Below are 21,619 nucleotides of genomic sequence, written 5' to 3' on the forward strand. Positions count from 1 at the left end.
CGTCCCATCCGCACCCGACCCAAACGCCTTACACCGACCATCCCCCGCCAACCCACCCTGCCGCGAAAACTCCACAAACGCCCCCGGCGTCGACATCACCGTCACCCCACCCACCAACGCCAACCCACACTCACCCGCCCGCAAAGCCCCCACCCCCTGATGCAACGCCACCAACGACGAAGAACATCCGGTGTCGACGGTGACCGCCGGCCCGGAGAAGCCGTAGGTGTACGACAGCCGCCCGCTGACCACGCTCCCCGTGTTCCCCGTCAGCAGGTAGCCCCCCAGGTCGGCCGGAGCCTCGTGCAGGCTTGGGCCATAGTCCTGGTCCATCGCGCCGACGAACACACCCGTGTCACTGCCCCGCAACCCCGCCGGATCGATCCCCGCCCGCTCGAACGCCTCCCAGGACACCTCCAACAACAACCGCTGCTGCGGATCCATCGCCAACGCCTCCCGCGGCGAGATCCCGAAGAAGCCGGCGTCGAAACCGCCCACGTCTCGCAGGAATCCACCCTGAGTGGCGTACGTGCTGCCCGGCCGCTTCCCGTCCGGGTCGTACAGCGCCTCCAGGTCCCAGCCCCGGTCGGTGGGGAAGTCGGAGATCGCGTCACCGCCCTCGAGCAGCAGTCGCCACAGGTCCTCCGGGCTGCGTACGTCCCCCGGGAAGCGGCAGCTCATCGAGACGATGACGATCGGGTCGTCGTCGGTCGGGGAGGTGTCGACGGTGGGCGGCTCCGGTTCAGCGGCGTTGACCGCTGAACCCAGCACCAGGTCCACCAGGTGCTCGGCGAGAGCCGTCGGGCTGGGGTGGTCGAACAACAGGGTGGCCGGCAGTCCCAGCCCGGTCGCGCCCACCAGGGCGTTCCGCAGGTCGACGGAGGTCAGCGAGTCGAAGCCCTGGTCGCGGAACGCCTTCCCGGGCGCCACCGCGTCCGGCGCCCGGTGCCCGAGTACGGCGGCGGCATGGCCGCGTACGAACTCGATCACCCCTCCGGCTCGTTCACCCTGGGGCAGCCCGGTCAGCCAGTCGGCGAACGGCCCCGCCGCTCCGGGGACGTCCGGGTGTCGCTGGCCCCGCGAGTGCCGCAGGCCGGCGAGCAGCGGGCTCGGTCGTGCGGAGGAGAACGCCGGGAGGAACCGGGACCAGTCGACGTCCGCGACCACGACGGCGGTCTCGTCCCGGTCCAGCGCCTGCCGCAGCGCCCGTACGGCCGCCGGCGTCGGCATCGCGGCGAGTCCGAGGTCGCTCCAGCGCTCCCCGCCCATCGCCGTGTCCGCCCACGCGCCCCAGGCCACCGCCGTAGCGGGCAGTCCAGCGGCGCGTCGCCGCTCGGCCAGCGCGTCCAGGGCGGCGTTGGCGGCGGCGTACGCGCCGTGCCCGGTGCTGCCCCACACGCCCGAGCCAGAGGAGATGAGCACGAAAGCGGACAGGTCCAACCGCGCGGTCAACTCGTCAAGGTGTCCGGCGGCCTCGGCCTTGGCACCGATCACGGCGCGCAGCCGCTCCTCGGTCAGCTCGCCGATCGGGGCCTCGTCGAGCACTCCGGCGGCGTGTACGACGGCGTGCGGCGGGTGCGCGGCGAGCAGTTCCGCCACCGCCTCCCGGTCCGCCATGTCGCAGGCCACGAGGGTGACGTCGGCGCCCAGGCCGGTCAGTTCGGCCCGCAGCGCCTCCGCGCCGTCCGCGTCCGGGCCACGCCGGCTGGCGAGTACGAGGTGCTCGGCACCCTCCCGGGCGAGGTCGCGGGCGAGGTGTCCGCCGAGCGTACCCGTGCCACCGGTGATCAGTACGGTGCCGGCGGGGCGCCAGGCCCGCGTCGACCGGGTCGGTTCGCGGCGCACCAGGCGACGGCCGAGGCAGCCGGCGGAGCGCACCGCCACCTGGTCCTCGTCCGGGGTGGCGAGGGCGAGGAAACCGGCGAGGTGGTCCCAGTCCGTTTCACCCGACAGGTCCAGCAGTCCGCCCCAGCCACCGGGTCGTTCCAGCGCGGCCACGCGTCCGAGTCCCCAGACCATGGCCTGCGCCGGGTCCGGCGCGGGATCGTCCGGGGCCGCCGCCACCGCGCCGTCGGTCACGCACCACAGCGGGGCGTCGCTGGCCGTGTCTCCGTGTGCCTGCACCAGCGCGAGGGTGGCGGCGGCCGGTCGGTCGTCCAGGGCCAACAGCGAGAGGATTCCGGACAGGCCGTCAGACACGGCACGTTCGGACGCGGCGAGTTCGGCCCCCAGGGATTCTCGGTCGGCCTCGCGCAGGACCACGCCGCGGACCTCCGCGCCACGCCCTTCCAGAGCCCGTGCCGCCGGTGCCAGGCGTTCCGGGTCGCTACCGAGCAGCAGCCACGTGCCGTCCAGCGCGGCGTCTTGGCGGGCCTCCGACTCGGGCGGCAGTGGCTCCCAGTTGACGCGGTAGCCCCAGGAGTCCAGCGGCTCCTCGCCCGGCCCGGCCGACGAGGCGTGGTCCCGTCCGGTGTCCCGTGACCGTCCCGCTTCCCGCAACGAAGGAGCCATGGCGCTGGTCGGAGTGGGGAGCCAGTACCGCTCCCGCTGGAAGGGGTAGGTGGGCAGGTCCACGGAGCGGGCACCGGGCAGCACGGCGCGCCAGTCGGGCCGTACGCCGTGCACGTACGCCTCCGCGAGGGCGGTCGCGAACCGGCGTTGCCCGCCGCCGTCGCGCCGGAGCGAGCTGAGGACGACCAGTTCGGGCGCCGTCTCCTGCAACGCCATGGTCAGTACGGGATGAGGGCTGACCTCCAGGAAGATGTGCCGGCCGGCGGCACGGAGCGCGTCGACGGCCTGGTCGAGCCGCACGGTCTCGCGCAGGTTGCGATACCAGTAGCCGGCGTCCAGCCCAGTGGTGTCGAGGGCCGTGCCGGTGACGGTGGAGACCACCGGGACGCTGGCGGGTCCGGGCGTGACAGCGGCCAGGTCGGCGTGCAGCCGCTCGCTGATCCGCTCGACATGCGCGGAGTGCGAGGCGTAGTCGACGGGGACGCGCCGGGCCCGTACGTCCTGTGCGGTGTAGTCCGCGAGGAGGGTGTCCAGCGCGTCCGGGTCGCCGGAAACAACCACGGAGGCCGGGCCGTTCACGGCGGCCACCGAGAGGCCGGCGCCCGGCTCACGTACGAGCGGATGCTCCCGCACCCGCTCCAGCGGCAGCGGGACGGAGACCATGCCGCCCTGTCCGGAGAGAGCCAGCAGGGCCCGGGAACGCAGGGCCACGACCAGGGCGGCGTCCTCCAGGCTGAGGGCCCCGGCGACGTGCGCGGCGGCGATCTCACCCTGCGAGTGCCCCACCACGGCGGCCGGCCGCACGCCGTACGACCGCCACAACTCCGCCAACGACACCATCACCGCCCACAACGCCGGCTGCACCACATCCACCCGCGCCAACGCCGCCTCGTCCCCCAACACCTCCCACAACGACCAGTCGACATGCGGAGCCAACGCCCCCGCACACTCGTCCATACAGGCCGCGAACACCGGCTCCGACTCCCACAACTCCCGCCCCATCCCCACCCACTGCGACCCCTGACCAGGAAAGACGAAGACCGGGCCGACCGAAGCGTCACCGGCGCCCGCCTCACCGAGCGGCAGGCCCGGCTGCGGCACGCCGGACGCGAGGGCGTCCAGGCCAACCAGCAGTTCCGGGAGGTCCTCGGCGATGACGGCCGCGCGCTGTTCCAGCGTCGACCGGCCGGTGGCCCGGGAGAAGGCCAGGTCGGCCAGGCTGCCGTGGCCCTCGGCTGCCCAGACCCGCAGTTGACGGGCCTGTTCCCGCAGTCCGGCGTGGTTTCGCGCGGAGAGCACGACCGGCAGCGGACCGGGTGCCTCCTCCTCCGGTCCGGGTTCCTGACGGCTGGTGGGCGCCTGCTCCAGCACGACGTGCGCGTTGGTCCCACTGATGCCGAAGGAGGACACCCCGGCCCGCCGTGGCCGGCCGGTCGCCGGCCAGTCGCCGGCCTCGGTGAGCAGCGTGAGGGCTCCGGTGTCCCAGGCGACGTGCGCGGACGGGGTGTCGGCGTGCAGTGTGCGCGGCAGGGTGGCGTGCCGCATCGCCAGCACCATCTTGATGACGCCGGCGATCCCGGCGGCGGCCTGGGTGTGGCCGAGGTTGGACTTCAACGAGCCCAGCAGTACGGGACGTTCGCGCTGCTGGCCGTAGGTGGCCAGTAGGGCCTCGGCCTCGATCGGATCACCGAGGGTGGTCCCGGTGCCGTGCGCCTCGACGGCGTCCACCTCGTACGGCCGCAGCCCGGCGTCGGCCAGCGCCTGCCGGATGACCCGCTGCTGGGCGGGACCGTTGGGCGCGGTCAGGCCGTTCGAGGCGCCGTCGGAGTTCACCGCGCTGCCCCGCACGACGGCGAGCACCCGGTGCCCGTCGCGTACCGCGTCGGAGAGGCGTGCCAGCAGGAGCACGCCGACGCCCTCCGCCCAGCCGGTGCCGTCCGCCTCGGCACCGAACGCCTTGCAGCGGCCGTCCGGGGACAGCCCGCCCTGGCGGCTGAACTCGGCGAAGATGCCTGGGCTGGTGAGCACGGCGACACCGCCGGCCAGCGCCATCGAGCACTCCCCGGCACGCAGGGAACGCATCGCGAGGTGCAGGGCGACCAGGGACGAGGAGCAGGCGGTGTCCACGGTCATCGCCGGGCCCTCGAAACCGAAGGTGTAGGCCAGCCGACCGGACAGCACGCTGGCGGTGGTGCCGGTCAGCAGGTAGCCCTCGGAGGCGTTGTCCGGATCGTGCAGCCGGGGACCGTACTCCTGTGTCATGGCGCCGGCGAAGACGCCCGTAGCAGTGCCGCGCAGCGACGTCGGGTCGATGCCGGCGCGCTCGAACACCTCCCAGGCGGCCTCCAGCAGGACCCGCTGCTGCGGGTCCATCGCCAGCGCCTCGCGGGGCGAGACGCCGAAGAGGCCGGCGTCGAAGTCCGCGACATCGTCCAGGAATCCGCCACGGCGGGGCACCGCGTCGGAGAGCGCGGACAGGTCCCACTCCCGGTCGGTGGGGAAGTCCGAGATGGCGTCCCGGCCCTCCTCCAGCAGGCTCCAGAGTTCCTCCGGGGAGGTGACTCCGCCGGGCAGCCGGCAACTCATGCCGATGACGGCGATCGGCTCGTCGTCCTGGGTACGGTCCCGCGCGCCGTCCTGGGCACGGGCCGTGCCGGTGGCGTCGTCGGCCGGGAGCGGCCGCTCGTCGGCGGTGGCCTCCCGGAGGTAGCGCGCCAGCGCGGCCGGTGTCGGGTGGTCGAACAGCAGCGTGTTGGACAGGCGCAGACCGGTCGTGCCGGCCAGCCGGTTGCGCAGGTCCAGCCCGGAGACGGAGTCGAAGCCCAGCTCGCGGAAGGGGAGTTCGGGGTCGACGTCCTGCGGGTCGGAGTGTCCGAGCAGCACCGCCGCGTGCGAGCGTACGGTCCACAGCGGGTCCGGGAGCATGCCCGCGGGCCGCTCCGGAGCCGAACTGGTCGGGTCGGCGGCGGGCCCGGAGGGCCGCGGGGAGTCGGCCGACGTCCCCGCCGGGTGAGCCGTTCGGCCGGGAGCGTCCACGCGCCTCTGGGCGCCAGCGCCGGCGTCGAGGCCGTCGAGCCAGTAGCGCTGACGCTGGAAGGGGTACGTCGGCAGCTCGACGGAACGGCCGTCCGGCAGGGCCGCGGACCAGTCGACCCGGACGCCGCGCACGTGCGCCTCGGCCACCGAGGCCAGCATCCGCCGATGGTCGACCTCCGCACGCCGCAGGGTGCCGATCACCGGGGTGTCCAGGCCCTCCGCGTCCGCGGCGTCCCGCACGCCGGCGGTGAGCACCGGGTGGGGACTGACCTCCAGCAGCGCGTGACACGCCAACAGGGGCCGTACGACCGGCTCGAAGAGGACGGTCTGGCGGAGGTTGCGATACCAGTATTCGGCGTCCAGTGTCGCCGTGTCGATCGGCTCGCCGGTGACCGTGGAGTGGAAGGGCACGCTGCCCGCTCGCGGTCGGATGTCGGCCAGGTCCGCGAGCAGCCGCTCGCGGACCCGCTCCACCTGTGGCGAGTGCGAGGCGTAGTCGACGGCGATCCAGCGGGTGCGTACGTCCTCGCGTGCGCAGTCCGCGACCAGGTCCGCGAGCCGCGGCTGCGGGCCGGACACCACGACGGAGGCCGGGCCGTTGATCGAGGCGAGGGACAACTCGTCCCGGCCGGAGAGGAGTTCCGACGCCTCGGGTGCCGGGAGGGCGACGGAGACCATGCCTCCCAGGCCGCTCAGCTCCACCAGGGAGGCGCTGCGCCTGGCGACCACCAGGGCGGCGTCGTCCAGGCTGAGGGCCCCGGCGACGTGCGCGGCGGCGATCTCACCCTGCGAGTGCCCCACCACGGCGGCCGGCCGCACGCCGTACGACCGCCACAACTCCGCCAACGACACCATCACCGCCCACAACGCCGGCTGCACCACATCCACCCGCGCCAACGCCGCCTCGTCCCCCAACACCTCCCACAACGACCAGTCGACATGCGGAGCCAACGCCCCCGCACACTCGTCCATACAGGCCGCGAACACCGGCTCCGACTCCCACAACTCCCGCCCCATCCCCACCCACTGCGACCCCTGACCAGGAAAGACGAAGACCGGTTCCGGATGGGTGGTACGGCTCGCGGTGCCGCGTACGAGACTCGCCGCCGCGTCCTCCCGGATGAGCGCGGTCAGTCCGGCCATCCGCTCGGACTCGGTGCCGAGGAGCACGGCACGGTGCGCGAAGCTGGTGCGTTCGTGAGCGAGGGTGTGCCCGATGTCGACCGCGCGGGCCACGGGGCGTTCGGTGGCCTCGACCGGTCCGGGGCCACCGGCCGGCGCGGGCTCACCCGTACGGAACGCGTGCAGGCGGCGGGCCTGGTCGCGCAGCGCCGCGGCGTCCCGGCCGGAGAGCACCCAGGGTACGGGCAGCTCGCCGGCCTCGGAGGAGGCGCACGCCGGATCGCTGATCCCGGGGTCGGTCGACTCCGCCGGGTGCGGCGGGGCGGTGGTCGCCCGCCGCGGGGCGAGCGGCGACCGATCGGTCGCGGGCTCCGCTCCGGGGTGCGCGGCCGACGCGTCGTAGTCCTGCAGTACGACATGGCAGTTCGTGCCGCCCATGCCGAACGAGCTGACGCCGGCCAGCAACGGCCCGTCCGCGCCCGGCCAGGCGGAGAGGGCGTCCTGCACCCGGAGGCGGAGCCGGTCCAGCGGGATGCGGGGGTTGGGGTGCTCGTAGTTGAGGCTGGCGGGCAACTCCCGGTGGCGCAGCGCGAGCAGCACCTTGAGCAGCCCGACCACGCCCGCCGCGCCCTCCGCGTGCCCGACGTTGGTCTTGGCCGAGCCGACCGCCAGCGGGACGGACCCCTCCTCGCGGGCGGTGCCGAGCACCGCGCCCAGCGCGGCTGCCTCGGTCGGGTCGCCCACGGCCGTGCCGGTGCCGTGCAGTTCGACGTACCGCACCGCGGCCGGATCGACCGCGGCGTCCTCGTAGGCCAGCCGCAGCACCTCCTCCTGCCCGGCCTGCGAGGGCGCGGTGAGTCCGGGCCCGCCGCCGTCGTTGTTGACCGCGCTGCCACGGATCACGCCCAGGACCCGATCACCGTCGGCGACCGCCTGCCGCAGCCGCTTGAGGACGACCACGCCGCCACCCTCACCGCGGACGTAGCCGTTCGCCCGGGCGTCGAAGGTGTAACAGCGGCCGTCCGGGGAGAGTCCACCGAACCGCTCCGCCGCCGCCGCGCTCTGAGGGGCCAAAGCCAGGCTGACCCCGCCGGCGAGCGCGGTGTCGGCCTCACCCGCGCGCAGGCTCTCGCAGGCGAGGTGCACCGAGACGAGGGACGAGGACTGCGCGGCGTCGACTGTGAAGCTGGGGCCGCGGAAGCCCAGGAAGTACGAGACGCGGTTGGCGATCATCGCGCGCTGACCGCCCGTCATGGAGTGCCGGTCGATCGCCTCGAGGCCGCGGCCCCGGTCCAGGGCGGCGTACTCGTCCGAGATGGCGCCGAGGTAGACGCCCGTACGGGAGTGGCGCAGCTCGGCCGGGACGACACCGGCGTGCTCCAGGGCCTCCCACGCCAGCTCGAGCGCCAATCGCTGCTGCGGGTCCATGGCGGCGGCCTCGACCGGCGCGATGCCGAAGAAGCCGGGATCGAAGCCGTCCACCCGGTCAACGAACCCGCCCCGGCGGGCACTTGGCACGGCCTCAGCGTCCCAGCGGTCAGCCGGCACCTCGGTGATCGCGTGCTCGCCCGCGCGCAGCAGCCGCCAGAAGCTCTCCGGGTCGGCCGCGTGGGGCAGCCGGCAGGACAGGCCGACCACGGCTACGGCGTCGCTCGCACGGTTCTCACGCGCGCGTGACCGCTCGGGCACAGTCATTGGGCTCCCCCTTGAGCACTCGTCCCGCCCCGTCGCCCCGTGCCTGGTCATCAGTCCACACGGGCGACCGGAGGAACCCTACAAGGGCGCCCGGCGCGAACCAATCCGTTTCCGGGTTCACGCTGTTAAGAGACTGGTATTGCGTCAATATCCGCACAGCGCCTCCCCCGAACGGTCACCGTGCGGGCGTCCGAACCGCCGGATGCGGGCACGTACGCCGACCGACACGTGCGTGCCCGGCGCCTTCATGAGCGACCTCAACCAGTCGCGAAGCCGGTCCGAGGAAGTGAGGTGGCTGGCGGCAGCGACCGCCGGGCCTTGAGAACCGCCCGTCGACCAGGGCGCGGGATCCTTTCGACGACCCGGCTGTCCCACGCGCTACTCGTGCCGCGGGGTATCCCGCGCTCGAGCCTGGTGTCGGCGGGCCTTGAGCCGGTTTCCGCAGGTCTTCATGGAGCACCATCTCGCGGAGTTGGCACGGCTGCGGTCCAGCAGGAAGAGGCGACACTCGGAGTTCTCGCACGGCCGCAGACGGCCGGGCAGGCGCTCCTTGACGTCCGACCACACGAGCACGAGCTCCACGGCGAGCCTGCGCTCCGGCGGCACCTGCACGTGCCACTCGACGCCCGAATCACTGGGCCTCGGGACCTTACGCACCCCCGCGAGGACTCGGCGCAGCCGCGACTCCGCCGACGTGCCCGACTCCACGGCCTGGAGCGCGTCCCGGGCGGTACGCAGCCACCGGCGCTCCGCACCGCCGCCAAGCCCGCCGTGCTCCCGCGCCCACCTGTCCACCTCGTGGTCGTCGAACCACAGATCCTGACGTCGGCCATCCACGACTGGGGTGCTGTTCAGCGCCTGCATCAGGGCTTGTTCGTCCGGCACCGCCCCACCTCCCAGCTAACTCCATCACGTGCTTTGACAGGTTACCTCGAAAGCGGTCTACTGAGTGCCGACGGGTAACCATCAAAATACCTTGAAGGGGTTAGTCATGGTTGAGGTTCGCCATCAGTACGCGACGGTACGGGGACACCGCGTCTCCTACCGTGAGGCAGGAGCCCGCGAGGCACCCACGGTCGTACTCCTGCACGGATTCCCCACCAGCTCGCGCATGTTCCGCCACCTCATCCCGGCGCTGGCCGACCGATTCCACGTCATCGCCCCCGACCACCTCGGCTTCGGCAACTCCGACACCCCCTCCACGGACGCGTTCACCTACACCTTCGACGCCCTCACCGACATCGCCGAAGCCCTCCTGGCCCACCTCGACGTCACCCACTACGCCCTGTACGTCCAGGACTACGGCGCCCCCGTCGGCTGGCGGCTGGCTTTGCGTGCCCCGGACGCGGTCACGGCGGTGATCACGCAGAACGGCAACGCCTACGACGAGGGCTTCGTACCGGACTTCTGGCAGCCCATCTGGGCGTACCACGAGAACCCGGGCCCCGAGACCGAGTCCGCCGTACGTACCGCCCTCACCCTGGACGCCATCCGCTGGCAGTACCTGCACGGGGTGGACCGACCCGAGCTGGTCGACCCCGACACCTGGGCCGCGGATCATCGCGAGGTCAACCGGCCGGGCAACGACCTCGTACAGCTCGCCCTCTTCCGCGACTACGCCAGCAATCCGCCCCTCTACCCCCGGGTGCACGCCTACTTCCGGGAGCGCCAGGTCCCGCTCCTCGCGGTCTGGGGCGCGGGCGACGAGATCTTCGGACCGGACGGCGCACGCGCCTTCGCGAGGGACCTGCCGAACGCGCGGATCCGCCTGGTTCCCGGAGGCGGGCACTTCCTGCTCGAAAGCCACCTGGACACCGTGGTCGGATACGTCCGCGGTTTCCTGACCGCCCTCGAACCCGCAGCCTGACTCGAGGGCCGGTTCTCCATCCACGGCAACTACCGGGCGATTGACTGCTCCCTCAGCTGAAGCTGGGGGATTCCTGGACGATCTACGTTCGTCCGCCGCTTGCGCGGCCCGGATCGCTCCGGGGGACTTCCTGCTTCACAGCCGACCGCGTCCGGGATGTCCCGGTCCGTCTCACATCAGCTCCACAGGCAGATGCGGAAAGTCCTTCCGCCAGGATGTTCTTCGCGGCGTTGGTGTCCCTGTCATGCAGGGTGCCGCAGTCCGGGCACGTCCCATGCCTGGTACGCAAAGACAGCCGAGCCAGGAGATGCCCGCAGGTGGAGCAGAGCTTGGACGTGGGGTGCCAACGGTCGATGACGACGATCCGCTTGCCCCACCGCGCCGTCTTGTACTCCAGGTAGGTGCGGAAGGTTCCCCATCCGCAGCCGGAGATGTGCCGGGCAAGACTGCGATTCCTCACCATGCCGGACACGTTCAGGTCCTCGACCACGATCGTGTCGTAGCGGCGCACCAGCTCGGTCGAGGTCTTGTGCAGGAAGTCCTCACGGGCCCGGCGGACCTTGCCATGCGCCACGGCAACCTTACGGGCCGCCTTCTTCCGGTTGGCCGAGCCCCGGCACGTACGCGCCTTACGCCGCTCATAGCGAGCCAGGTTCCTACGCTTGCGCTCAAGGTGCCGCGGGTTGGCGATCCGCTGCCCGTCCGAGGTGACGGCGAAGTCCTTGATCCCCAGGTCGATGCCGACCACGTCACCGGTCTGGGCAAACGGCTCGGGATCGTCGGTATCGACGGCGAAGGACACATACCACATGCCGTCCCGCTCACGGGAGAGGGTCACCGTTGTCGGATGGAGCGACGCCACGTCGATGTCGGGCCAGGACCATACGAAACGGAGCGCCCCCCGGGGTCTTCGCCACGTACAGCTCCGCATCCTGCATGCGGAAGGCAGAGCGGGTGTATGCGGCGGACTGCTTCCCCTCGCGGGACTTGTAGCGCGGGTAACGGGCGCGCTGGGCGAAGAAGTTCGCGAACGCGGTGGACTGGTGCCGCAGTGTCTGCTGGAGCGGAACCGAGGAGACCTCGGAGAGGAACGCCAGGTCCTTGGTCTTCTTCAGCCCGGTCAGGTAACGGTCCGACTCCGCGTACGAGGTCGTCTTCCCCTCAGCGCGGTAGCGCTTGGTGCGCCATTCCAACGCCTCGTTCCAGACCTTGCGTACACACCCGAAAGTGCGGTTCAGCACCGCAGCCTGCTCGGGGCTCGGGTATGCCCGGCACTTGTACGCCGTTCTCACGAAACACCACGTTACAGGAGCACAATTGGCCTGTTGTAAACGTCCTGAACATCTGCCAGCGAACTTCGTTCTCGAACCGCCCCGGCTCCGCCCGGACGCTCCTTGCGGAGTCCGAATTCCTCCCCGGCGTGAACGCCAGGGCATCCTTCGGAGGACCAGGTGAAGTCCCGCCGGAGACACCCGGCATGATGGACACGGAACGCGGCTGCCCGCCCCACGCGGGCCGCCGGAACCGGTGCGGGCGCACGGAGCGGAGGGACGAGACCGGGATGCCTACCGAACAGCGACCCCCGTTCCCCTGGCTGTGGCTCGCGCCCGGCCTGGTGCTGCTGTTCGCACTCCTCGTGTGGGGCGTGCTGGTCTATCCGGAGCTGCCCGAGCGCGTGCCCCAGCACTTCGGCCCGGAGGGTGTCGACCGGTACGCGGCCAAGTCCGTCGGGTCGGTCTTCGTGCCCGTCTTCGTCTACGCCGGGGTGCTGGCCGTGATGGTCGGCGTCGCCGAGTTGGCCCGGCGTATCCGCCCGGAGTCCGAGCTCCGCCCCGGCGAGCACACCTCACCCATGATCAACCGACCCCGTACGCGGGCGGACGCCGTCGCGATCACCAGGGCCACGCTCTTCCTGGGCTCCTGCGTCGGCGTGACCTTCGCGGTGAGCTGCACGGTGATGTGGCGTACCGACTCGGCGACCGAGCCCTCGGGCTGGCTGCTGGCGGCCTCCCTGCTGCCCGTAGCCGTCGGGACCGTGGGGCTGCTGGTCGCCGCCCTGCGGGGAAGGAAGAAGCGCCCCATCGCCCCGGAGCGATGAGTTCCACCCCGCCACATCGTCCGTACCACCGAGACGCGGAAGCCATCTCCGGCAGCCGCGTGCAGTGACGAGACGAACCGGAGCGAAGCATCATGACGCACGAGTCAATCCAATCGGTCACCCGCATCGAGGCATCCCCGGAGACGGTGTTCGCGGTGCTCGCGGACCCGGGCAGCCACGCCGCCATCGACGGCACCGGCTGGGTCCGTGAGTCGCTGGACGGCAAGCGGCTGACCGAGACCGGGCAGGTGTTCCGGATCGCGATGTATCACGACAACCACCCGGACGGGCACTACGAGATGGCGAACCAGGTGCGGGTGTTCGACCCGCCGCACGCCCTCGCGTGGGAGCCCGGCCAGGACGCCGCGGGCGACGGCGAGCTGCAGTTCGGCGGCTGGACCTGGCGGTACGACCTGAAGCCGGTCGGTCAGGACGAGACGGAGGTGACGCTGACGTACGACTGGTCGCGGGTGCCGTCGGTGATGCAGGAGGAGTTCGGCGGCTTCCCACCGTTCCCCGCCAGTCACCTGGACAACTCGCTGAAGCATCTGGCGTCGCTCGCCACGCGATAGACGTCCCGGCAACCGCCCGTAGGGTCGGATCATGCTCCTTTGGATCAACGGCCCCTTCGGCGGCGGCAAGACACAGACCGCGTACGAGTTGCGGCGGCGGCTGCCGGGCAGCGTCGTGTGCGACCCGGAGCACGTCGGCTTCGGCCTGCACCGGACCCTCCCGGCGTCGCTGCGGGGCGACTTCCAGGATCTTCGCGCCTGGCGGCAGGGGGTGTACGAGACCCTGGACCTGGCGTTGACCCGGCACCCGGGCACGCTCATCGCGCCCATGACGGTGGTGGAGCCGCGGTACTTCCAGGAGACCGTCGGGCGGCTGCGGGAAGCCGGCCACGACGTGCGGCACTTCGCGCTGCTGGCGGACCGTACGACCGTGCTGCGGCGGCTGCGGGAGCGCGGCCTCGGCCATCTCGTACGTGTCGTGGGGGGCAACGAGGCCCCGCTGCGCCGGGAGAGCTTCGCGGTCTCGAAGCTCGACCTGTGTCTGGAGCGGTTGCGCGAGCCAGAGTTCGCGGAGCAGCTCTGGACCGACCGGATCAGCCTCGCGCAGGTCGCCGACCGCATCGCCGGCTCGGCCGGGCTGACCCTCCGGCCGAACACGGACCCGGCGTTGACCCGCCGAGTGCGCCAGGCATGGACGGGGGCACGGCACATCCGGTTCTTCTGACCGCCGGGCCGTCGTCAGCCCGCGAACAGCGGAGCGGGGATCTCGAAGCCGAAGGAGGGCGAGGCGTAGTAGTGGTGGCTGGTGGCGATCACGGGGCTGTGTTCCGTGCCCTTCTCGCCGGCCGACCAGTCCCGCAGGCCGAGGTACATCTGCCCGCTCCGGTCGGCGAACCGGACCTCGGCCCCGTCGCCGCCGTACATCTGCCACAACTGTCGCGGCTCCGTACGCTCGCAGGTCCGCTGCCGCACCGGGGCGCCGTCCGTGCGTGTCCCGGAGTTGGTCAGGCAGAGGCCCGTGGCCTCGTTCCGCAGCTGGATCCGGCTGCGGTCGTCGCCGTACGGCAACAGCAGGCCCCACACCTGCGCGCGGCCGCCGTCGCACGCGGCCTCCCGCGGCTGCGCGCCCTCGGCGCCGGGCCCCCGCGCGATCCGCATACAGCGCTCGGTGGAGGCGACCCGCAGCGTGGTACGGGCGTCGGCCGGCGGCAGCGAGGTCGAGCCCCCGGTCTCCGGCTCCGCCCGCGAGGATGAGGTGCTGGGAGAGGGCCTGCGGGTGGACGACGTCCGCTCCTCGGAGGGCGAGCGGGGCGTGTCCTCCGGTTGCGCCCCCTGGGCGCGCACGCCCGGCCGGGGGTCGGGGGCCGGGTCCCCGTCGTCCCCGGGCAGCAGCAGGCCGCCCAGCAACAGGCCGCCGGCCACGACGGTCACCGCCGCGCCGCCGACCAGTGGTGTCTTCACGCTGGCCAGCGGTCCCGGTGTAGCCGGCCCGCCCGCGCCTCCCGTACCAGCGGCCGCCGTGTACGCGCCGCTCTCCGCGCCCGCCTTCGCCGCGACGACGGCGGCTTCCGCGCCCCGCGCGGTGAGATAGGCCGAGGCTCCCCAGAGCAGCACCCCGGCGGGCAGCACCCCACGCAGCCGCTGGTTCAGGTCGGTCAGCTCGAGCACGGCCGTACGGCAGCGGGCGCACCGCGTCAGGTGCCGGCGCAGCGGCTTGTTCACCCGCCCGCCTCGGCGGACGTACGCGCCCAACTGGCCGCTGTAGCGGCATGCCTCACCCCGACCGGCGGACTCGGCGTGCGCCGTGAGGTACGCCTCCCGCAGTCCCTCGCGGGCACGCGCGGCGAGCGAGGTCACCCCGCTGGGGCTCATGCCCAGCATCCGGCCCACCGTCTCGGTCGACTCCGCCTCCACCACCGTGTGCCACAGCACGGCCTGCCAACGCTCGGGCAGCGAACGGAAACCGTGCAGCAGCATGCTGCCGTCCTCCAGCCGGAGCATCCGCGCCCTGCCGCCCTCCTCGGTGGGGGCGTCCGGTGTCTCCTGACACCAGCGTTCGAAGTCGGGCGCGAGTTCGGTGTGTCGGGCCGTACGGCTCCAGTCCGCGGCCGTGTTCCGGACAACAGACAGCAGGTAGGGGCGCCACGCGTCCACCGGCCCGCGTCCGGACCGTACGGCGTGCAGGGTGCGGGCGAACGCNCACCCCGGCGGGCAGCACCCCACGCAGCCGCTGGTTCAGGTCGGTCAGCTCGAGCACGGCCGTACGGCAGCGGGCGCACCGCGTCAGGTGCCGGCGCAGCGGCTTGTTCACCCGCCCGCCTCGGCGGACGTACGCGCCCAACTGGCCGCTGTAGCGGCATGCCTCACCCCGACCGGCGGACTCGGCGTGCGCCGTGAGGTACGCCTCCCGCAGTCCCTCGCGGGCACGCGCGGCGAGCGAGGTCACCCCGCTGGGGCTCATGCCCAGCATCCGGCCCACCGTCTCGGTCGACTCCGCCTCCACCACCGTGTGCCACAGCACGGCCTGCCAACGCTCGGGCAGCGAACGGAAACCGTGCAGCAGCATGCTGCCGTCCTCCAGCCGGAGCATCCGCGCCCTGCCGCCCTCCTCGGTGGGGGCGTCCGGTGTCTCCTGACACCAGCGTTCGAAGTCGGGCGCGAGTTCGGTGTGTCGGGCCGTACGGCTCCAGTCCGCGGCCGTGTTCCGGACAACAGACAGCAGGTAGGGGCGCCACGCGTCCACCGGCCCGCGTCCGGACCGTACGGCGTGCAGGGTGCGGGCGAACGCCTCGGAGGTCAGGTCCTCGGCGGTGTGCGCGTCCCGGCAACACGTCCGGGCGTAACTCAGCACGGCGGGGCGGTGCCGCTCGTACAACCGCGCCAGCCCGAACCCGTCGTCTCCCCTGCGGATCGCGGCGGTCAGCTCCGCGTCCGGTGGCACGTCCCCGGCGGGTGGCTGCTCGTCGTGGGACATGCGGGGAGGTCCTCCTGGCTCGGCTGCGGGCGGGTTGACGGGCTTGGCTGACAAGGCGCCACACTGGCTGGTCGGACGTCAGACATCAACCCGCGGCCCGCCACTATGGCAGGGGCCGGCCGACTGGCTGCCTCCGGCACCGGCGCGGTCCAGGAAGGCCGCTGGTCAGGCGTAGCTGGTCAGCTACCAGTGACCAGGACCACCTCCAGCGTACGAGGCCCGTGCACGCCCTCCACCCGTTCCAGTTCGATGTCGCTGGTGGCCGAGGGGCCGGAGATCCACGTCAGGGGCCGGCTCGGGTCCAGCCGGGGCAACGCCAGCGGCAGCGAAGCCACCACCTGCTCGGGGGCCCGCACCACGCAGACGTGGTGGTCCGGCACCAGGGTGAGCGCGCGCCTCCCCTGACCCGTCCCGGCGTCCAGCACCAGGGTGCCGGTCTCGGCGATCGCCACCGCGCAGCCGGTGAGCGTACTGTCCGCCGCGTCCAGCCGGGCGGCGGTAAGCGGTGTGCCGGTGGGGTCGTCGGGGACGCGGACGATCCCGGTGCCGGACAGCCACTCCGGGGGCAGCCCGGGAGGCGTGACCACGCTGCCGGAGCCTCGTACGGCCAGCAGTTCGGCGATGGTCTCCGGCAGCCGGGCCCGGGTCGTACGGTGCACGTGGGCGCGGTACTCCGTCAGGTTCTCGTGCAGCAGGTCGGTCAACTCCCCCGGGCCGCCGGTGTCGTGCACGTCCAGGTAGTCGCGGGCGACCAGGACCTCGTCGGGGCGCTCGGCGGGCGGCACGTCCGCGAGGGCCGCGCGGACCCGGCCGAGGACACGCGCGCGGGAACCGGTGGCGGTCGGCCGGTGCGGGGTGGTCATCAACGGTTCTCCTTCCACCAGGCGCGGAACGACCGCGCCGGCAGCTCGGGCAGGTCACGGCTGCGGGTCCACTGCGCGGCGCCGGGCCCAGGGAGCCGTTTCGGCTGGAGTCTCCTGGTCAGGGACGCCAGCCGTTCCCCCACCTCCAGGGCTCGGGGATGGTTCAGCACCCAGCCGGCCGCGTTCACCGCCGCCTTCTCCAGGCGATGCCCCTTGCCGCCCTGTTCGGCGATCCGCTCCCTCAGGTGCACCAGGACCTCCGGGATGTCGATGGCGACCGGGCAGACGTCGTAGCAGGCGCCGCACAGCGAGGAGGCGTACGGCAGCGAGGCGCCCACCTCGCTCTGGATACCGTGCAGTTGGGGGGTGAGCACGGCACCGATCGGGCCCGGGTAGACGGAACCGTACGCGTGCCCGCCGGTGCGCTCGTAGACCGGGCAGACGTTCAGGCAGGCGGAGCACCGGATGCAGCGCAGGGCCTGGCGACCGACCTGGTCGGCGAGGGTGTCGGTGCGGCCGTTGTCGAGCAGCACCAGGTGGAAGGCGCGCGGGCCGTCGCCGTCGGTGGTGCCGGTCCAGGTGGAGGTGTACGGGTTCATCCGCTCGGCGGTCGAGGAGCGGGGCAGCGTCTGCAGGAAGACCTCCAGGTCACGCCAGGTCGGCACGACCTTCTCGATGCCGGCCACGGTGATCAGGGTGTCCGGGAGGGTCAGGCACATGCGGCCGTTGCCCTCGGACTCGACGACCACCATGGTGCCGGTCTCGGCGATCATGAAGTTGGCGCCGGAGACCGCGACCCTGGCGTTCAGGAACTTCTCGCGCAGGTGCAGCCGGGCGGCCTCGGCGAGTTGGACGGGGTCGTCGGTCAGGTTCTCCGGCGCGGTCCGGCCCCAGTCGGCCATCCGCTCCCGGAAGATCTCCTGGATCTGCCGGCGGTCGCGGTGGATGGCCGGCACCAGGATGTGCGAGGGGCGGTCCCGGCCGAGCTGCACGATCAGCTCCGCCAGGTCGGTCTCGTACGCGGTGATGTCCTCGGCCGCCAGCGCCTCGTTGAGCCCGATCTCCTGGGTCGCCATCGACTTGACCTTGACGACCTCCTGCTCCCCGGTCTCCCGTACGAGTTCGGCGACGATCCGGTTCGCCTCGGCCGCGTCGGCCGCCCAGTGCACGGTGCCCCCGGCGCGGGTGACGGCTTCCTCCAACTGCTCCAGGTAGTGCGGCAAATGACGGAGCGTACGCTCCTTGAGCTGGGCGCCGGCCGTGCGCAGCTCGTCCCAGTCGGCGAGTTCGGCGACCGCGCGGGCGCGCTTGTCCCGGATGGTGTGGGTCGCGTGCCGCATGGTGCGGCGGAGTTCCCGGTCGCGTACGGCGTCGTGGGCGGCCTCGGGGAAGGCGGGGAAGCCCAGGAAGGTCTCGCTGGGGGCACTCATGCGGTGCTGCTCCTCGGGGGCTGGTCCGGGCGGGTGTCGGCGCGGGGCGTACGGGTCGGCTCGGCGGGGACGTACGGGTCGGGCACGTACGGGTCGAGGGGTTCCTCCCTGGTGGCGGCCAGGATCTCCGCCAGGTGCAGCGGGCGTTGCGGCTGGTCGTGCCGACGCAGGATGCCACCGAGGTGCATCAGACAGGAGTTGTCGGCGCCACACAGCACCTCGGCTCCGGTACCGACGGCGCTCTTGACCTTGTCGATGCCCATCGCCGTGGACACGTCGGCGTTCTTGACCGCGAACGTGCCACCGAAGCCGCAGCACTCCTCGGCGTTCGGCAGCTCCCGCAGCTCCAGTCCCTCGACCGCCTCCAACAGTCGGTGGGGCCGGTCGCCGAGGCGCAACAGCCGCAGCCCGTGGCAGGAGGGGTGGTAGGTGACCGAGTGTGGGAAGTACGCCCCGACCTCGGTGCGGCCGAGGACGTCGACCAGGAACTCCGTCAGTTCGTACATCCGGGGGACGAGCGCCTCGGCCGCCCGGTTCAGGGCCTCGCCGCGGCCCTCGGCGGCCGCGCGCCTCCCCATCCGCGGGTAGTTGTCGCGCACCATCGCCGCGCAGGAGCCGGAGGGCGCGACGATGTGGTCGTAGCCGTCGAACGCCTCCGCCATGCGGTGCACGAGGGGTTCGGTGGCCTTGCGGTAGCCGGTGTTGTACTGAGGCTGGCCACAGCAGGTCTGGGCCGGTGGGAAGTCCACCTGACACCCGAGACGTTCCAGCAGGCGTACCGTGGCGATGCCCGCGGAGGGGAACGCCGCGTCGTTGACGCAGGTCACGAAAAGGGCGATGCGCAAGGCGGCTCCTTACTCGGTGCGCGGGCCACGCGCCCGATCGGGGGGTGGGCGTCCAGGGGTCGCGTACGGCCGGAAGGCCTCGGCGGGCTCCAGGCGGGTGGTTCCCGCCTGATTGTCCCCGCAGCCAGGCGGCGACGTCCTTTCCGGGACGCACCGGTCCGCGCGGTGCCCCGTGCGTACGTCCCGGACCGGGCCGAGTGGCCGAGGCATGCCGCCCGCCGGACCGGGTGATGCCCCGTTTCCGCTCCAACCGGCGCACTCCGGACGTACACTGCCGCGAACCTGCCACCCGCGTCCCCTTGCTGGTCGTACGGCCGGGGGTTAGCGTCCCAGAAAGCGCTTTCTACGAGGGGAACAGCGACGTGACACGCAAGACAGTGCGCATCGCCATGAACGGCGTCACCGGTCGCATGGGCTACCGCCAGCACCTGGTGCGCTCCCTGCTGGCGATCCGTGAACAGGGCGGGCTGGACCTCGGCGGCGGCACGGTGCTGTGGCCCGAGCCGGTGCTGGTGGGCCGCCGGGCGCCGGCCGTCGAGGAGTTGGCCCGGCGGCACGGACTGGACGGCTGGTCGACGGACCTGGACGCCGTGCTGTCCGATGACAGCGTCGACGTGTACTTCGACGCCCAGGTCACCTCCGCGCGTCCGGAGGCCGTCAAGAAGGCGATCGCCGCCGGCAAGCACGTCTACGTCGAGAAGCCCGCCGCCACCGACCTGGCCGGCGCACTCGAGTTGGCCCGACTGGCCCGGGAGGCCGGTGTCAAGCACGGCACCGTCCAGGACAAGCTCTTCCTGCCCGGTCTGCGCAAGCTCCGCCGGCTGGTGGAGGACGGCTTCTTCGGCGATGTCCTGTCCGTACGGGGCGAGTTCGGCTACTGGGTGTTCGAGGGCGACCGGCAGCCGGCGCAGCGCCCGTCCTGGAACTACCGGGCGGAGGACGGCGGCGGGATCACCGTCGACATGTTCCCGCACTGGGAGTACGTCCTGCACGAGCTGTTCGGCCGGGTGACGAGCGTGCAGGCGCACCGGGCCACGCACGTGCGGAAACGCTGGGACGAGAACGGCCAGCCGTACGCGGCGACGGCGGACGACGCGGCCTACGGCATCTTCGAGCTGGCAGGCGGCGCCGTGGCGCAGATCAACTCCTCCTGGGCGGTGCGCGTGCACCGGGACGACCTGGTGGAGTTCCAGGTGGACGGCACCCACGGCTCGGCCGTCGCCGGGCTGCACAGCTGCCGGGTGCAGCCGCGTGCGGTGACGCCCCGGCCGGTGTGGGACCCGGATCAGCCCAGCTCCGCGTCGTACCGCGACCAGTGGCAGGAGGTGCCGGACAACCAGGAGTTCGACAACGGCTTCAAGACCCAGTGGGAGCTGTTCCTGCGTCATGTCGCCCTGGACGAGCCGTACCGCTGGGACCTGACGGCCGGCGCGCGTGGCGTGCAGCTGGCCGAACTGGCCCTGCGTGCCGCCGCCGAGGGCCGGCGGATCGAGGTGCCGGAGCTGGCGCCGTGACCCTCCGGCTGCCACAGGGCACGTACGCACCCCGCCGCGAACCGCTGGCACTGCCGTCCGGGGGCCAGCCGCCCGAGTCCCGTACGGTCTTCGCCGCCGCGCATGTCGTCGCCGACCCGTACGACACCCACGGCAGCCAAGACGCGCCCCCGGCAGTGGACTGGGACGCCACCCTCGCCTTCCGCCGCCACCTCTGGTCGCACGGTCTGGCCGTGGCCGAGGCCATGGACACCGCCCAGCGCGGCATGGGGCTGGACTGGCCGGCCGCGGCGGAACTCATCACCCGCTCCGCCGCCGAGGCGAAGGCGGTCGGCGGCCGTATCGCCTGTGGGGCCGGCACCGACCAACTCACCGCTCCCGCCAGCCTGCCCGCCGTACGGGACGCCTACGAGGAACAGCTCACGCATGTCGAGGGCAGCGGCGCGCGGGCCGTCCTGATGGCCTCCCGGGCGCTGGTCGGGGCGGCGCGCGGCGCCGAGGACTACCTGGCGACGTACGGACGGGTGCTGGCCCAGGCGTCCGAGCCGGTGATCCTGCACTGGCTCGGGCCGATGTTCGATCCCGCGCTGGAGGGCTACTGGGGCAGCGCGGACCTGGACGTCGCCACCGAGACCTTCCTGGAGGTGATCGCGGAGCACCCGGACAAGGTCGACGGGGTGAAGATCTCGCTGCTGGACGCGGAGCGGGAGGTCGAGGTGCGGCGCAGGCTCCCGAAGGGCGTGCGCTGCTACACCGGGGACGACTTCCACTATCCGGAGCTGATCGCCGGCGACGAACAGGGCTTCAGTGACGCGCTGCTGGGCGTGTTCGACCCGTTGGGCCCGCTGGCCGCACACGCCGTACGGTCGCTGGACACGGGCGATGCCGAGGGCTTCCGGGAGCTGCTCGGCCCGACGGTGCCGCTCGCCCGGGAGCTGTTCCGCGCGCCCACCCGCCGCTACAAGACCGGGGTGGTACTCCTCGCCTGGTTGTCCGGTCATCAGGAGCACTTCACGATGCTGGGCGGCCAGCAGTCGGCGCGTTCACTGCCGCAGTTGGCGCGGACGTACCAACTGGCCGACGGTCTCGGCCTGTTCCCGGACCCGGAGCTGGCCGAGGCACGCATGCGGGCGCTGCTCGTCGTACACGGGGTGCCGCAGTGAGCGCGCGGCC

Annotated in this window: 14 protein-coding genes and 1 pseudogene; 6 read left to right on the forward strand and 9 right to left on the reverse strand. The window is 72.4% G+C overall.

The features are described from left to right. Together AN216_RS09755 and AN216_RS09760 are read right to left on the reverse strand one after the other, a co-directional pair. The coding region (locus tag AN216_RS09755) for an SDR family NAD(P)-dependent oxidoreductase (RefSeq protein WP_139140891.1) at positions 1-8,364 on the reverse strand (8,364 nt) is incomplete at its 3' end. Between the two features lie 378 nt (positions 8,365-8,742). Further along, positions 8,743-9,249: a CGNR zinc finger domain-containing protein gene (locus AN216_RS09760; protein WP_070196239.1), complete on the reverse strand. Its 507-nt coding sequence runs from the start codon at positions 9,247-9,249 to the stop codon at positions 8,743-8,745. A 106-nt stretch (positions 9,250-9,355) separates the two neighbouring features. Here AN216_RS09760 and AN216_RS09765 point away from each other — a divergent pair, with 106 nt between their 5' ends. Beyond that, on the forward strand, positions 9,356-10,231 hold the full coding sequence (locus AN216_RS09765) for an alpha/beta fold hydrolase (protein WP_070196240.1): 876 nt from the start codon (positions 9,356-9,358) through the stop codon (positions 10,229-10,231). A gap of 82 nt (positions 10,232-10,313) precedes the next feature. Here the strand turns inward: AN216_RS09765 and AN216_RS30830 are convergent, their stop codons facing one another. Then, positions 10,314-11,069, reverse strand: coding sequence for an RNA-guided endonuclease InsQ/TnpB family protein (locus AN216_RS30830; protein ID WP_338059240.1), 756 nt, complete (start codon positions 11,067-11,069; stop codon positions 10,314-10,316). Continuing rightward, positions 11,053-11,472, reverse strand: coding sequence for a helix-turn-helix domain-containing protein (locus tag AN216_RS30835; protein WP_338059241.1), 420 nt, complete (start codon positions 11,470-11,472; stop codon positions 11,053-11,055). Before AN216_RS30835 ends, AN216_RS30830 begins: the two co-directional genes overlap by 17 nt. Before the next feature lie 320 nt (positions 11,473-11,792). Between AN216_RS30835 and AN216_RS09775 the strand changes: the two genes are divergently transcribed. The 3 genes from AN216_RS09775 (at position 11,793) to AN216_RS09785 (ending at position 13,565) form a co-directional block, all read left to right on the forward strand. Continuing rightward, entirely contained in the window at positions 11,793-12,329 is a 537-nt protein-coding gene (locus AN216_RS09775; protein WP_070196307.1) for a DUF1648 domain-containing protein, read from the forward strand. 92 nt (positions 12,330-12,421) lie between these two features. Then, complete coding sequence (locus tag AN216_RS09780) at positions 12,422-12,901, forward strand: SRPBCC family protein (RefSeq protein WP_070196241.1); 480 nt, start codon at positions 12,422-12,424, stop codon at positions 12,899-12,901. 31 nt (positions 12,902-12,932) lie between these two features. Beyond that, positions 12,933-13,565, forward strand: coding sequence for an AAA family ATPase (locus tag AN216_RS09785; protein WP_070196242.1), 633 nt, complete (start codon positions 12,933-12,935; stop codon positions 13,563-13,565). A gap of 14 nt (positions 13,566-13,579) precedes the next feature. On the opposite strand, the gene AN216_RS30645 is transcribed toward AN216_RS09785, so the two are convergent. The 5 genes and pseudogenes from AN216_RS30645 to AN216_RS09805 all read right to left on the reverse strand — a co-directional run bounded on the left by AN216_RS30645 (position 13,580) and on the right by AN216_RS09805 (position 18,953). After that, on the reverse strand, positions 13,580-14,842 hold the full coding sequence (locus AN216_RS30645; RefSeq protein ID WP_139140885.1) for an RICIN domain-containing protein: 1,263 nt from the start codon (positions 14,840-14,842) through the stop codon (positions 13,580-13,582). A 412-nt stretch (positions 14,843-15,254) separates the two neighbouring features. Continuing rightward, positions 15,255-15,815: pseudogene (locus AN216_RS31260) on the reverse strand (RNA polymerase sigma factor); the annotation flags it as partial. Between the two features lie 179 nt (positions 15,816-15,994). Further along, the gene (locus AN216_RS09795; protein ID WP_070196244.1) at positions 15,995-16,678 is read right to left on the reverse strand and encodes a LutC/YkgG family protein; all 684 of its coding nucleotides are present in this window, start codon (positions 16,676-16,678) and stop codon (positions 15,995-15,997) included. After that, entirely contained in the window at positions 16,678-18,108 is a 1,431-nt protein-coding gene (locus AN216_RS09800; protein ID WP_070196245.1) for a lactate utilization protein B, read from the reverse strand. The genes AN216_RS09795 and AN216_RS09800 overlap by 1 nt, the downstream gene beginning before the upstream one ends. Beyond that, a complete protein-coding gene (locus AN216_RS09805; RefSeq protein WP_079166426.1) occupies positions 18,105-18,953 on the reverse strand; it encodes a (Fe-S)-binding protein in 849 nt (282 codons plus the stop codon). Before AN216_RS09805 ends, AN216_RS09800 begins: the two co-directional genes overlap by 4 nt. 362 nt (positions 18,954-19,315) lie before the next feature. Between AN216_RS09805 and AN216_RS09810 the strand changes: the two genes are divergently transcribed. Then, positions 19,316-20,467: a Gfo/Idh/MocA family protein gene (locus AN216_RS09810; RefSeq protein ID WP_070196246.1), complete on the forward strand. Its 1,152-nt coding sequence runs from the start codon at positions 19,316-19,318 to the stop codon at positions 20,465-20,467. Next, complete coding sequence (locus AN216_RS09815; protein ID WP_070196247.1) at positions 20,464-21,609, forward strand: dihydrodipicolinate synthase family protein; 1,146 nt, start codon at positions 20,464-20,466, stop codon at positions 21,607-21,609. The genes AN216_RS09810 and AN216_RS09815 overlap by 4 nt, the downstream gene beginning before the upstream one ends. Positions 21,610-21,619 lie beyond the last annotated feature (10 nt).

The sequence above is a fragment of the Streptomyces oceani genome (assembly GCF_001751245.1).
Lineage (GTDB): Bacteria > Actinomycetota > Actinomycetes > Streptomycetales > Streptomycetaceae > Streptomyces > Streptomyces oceani.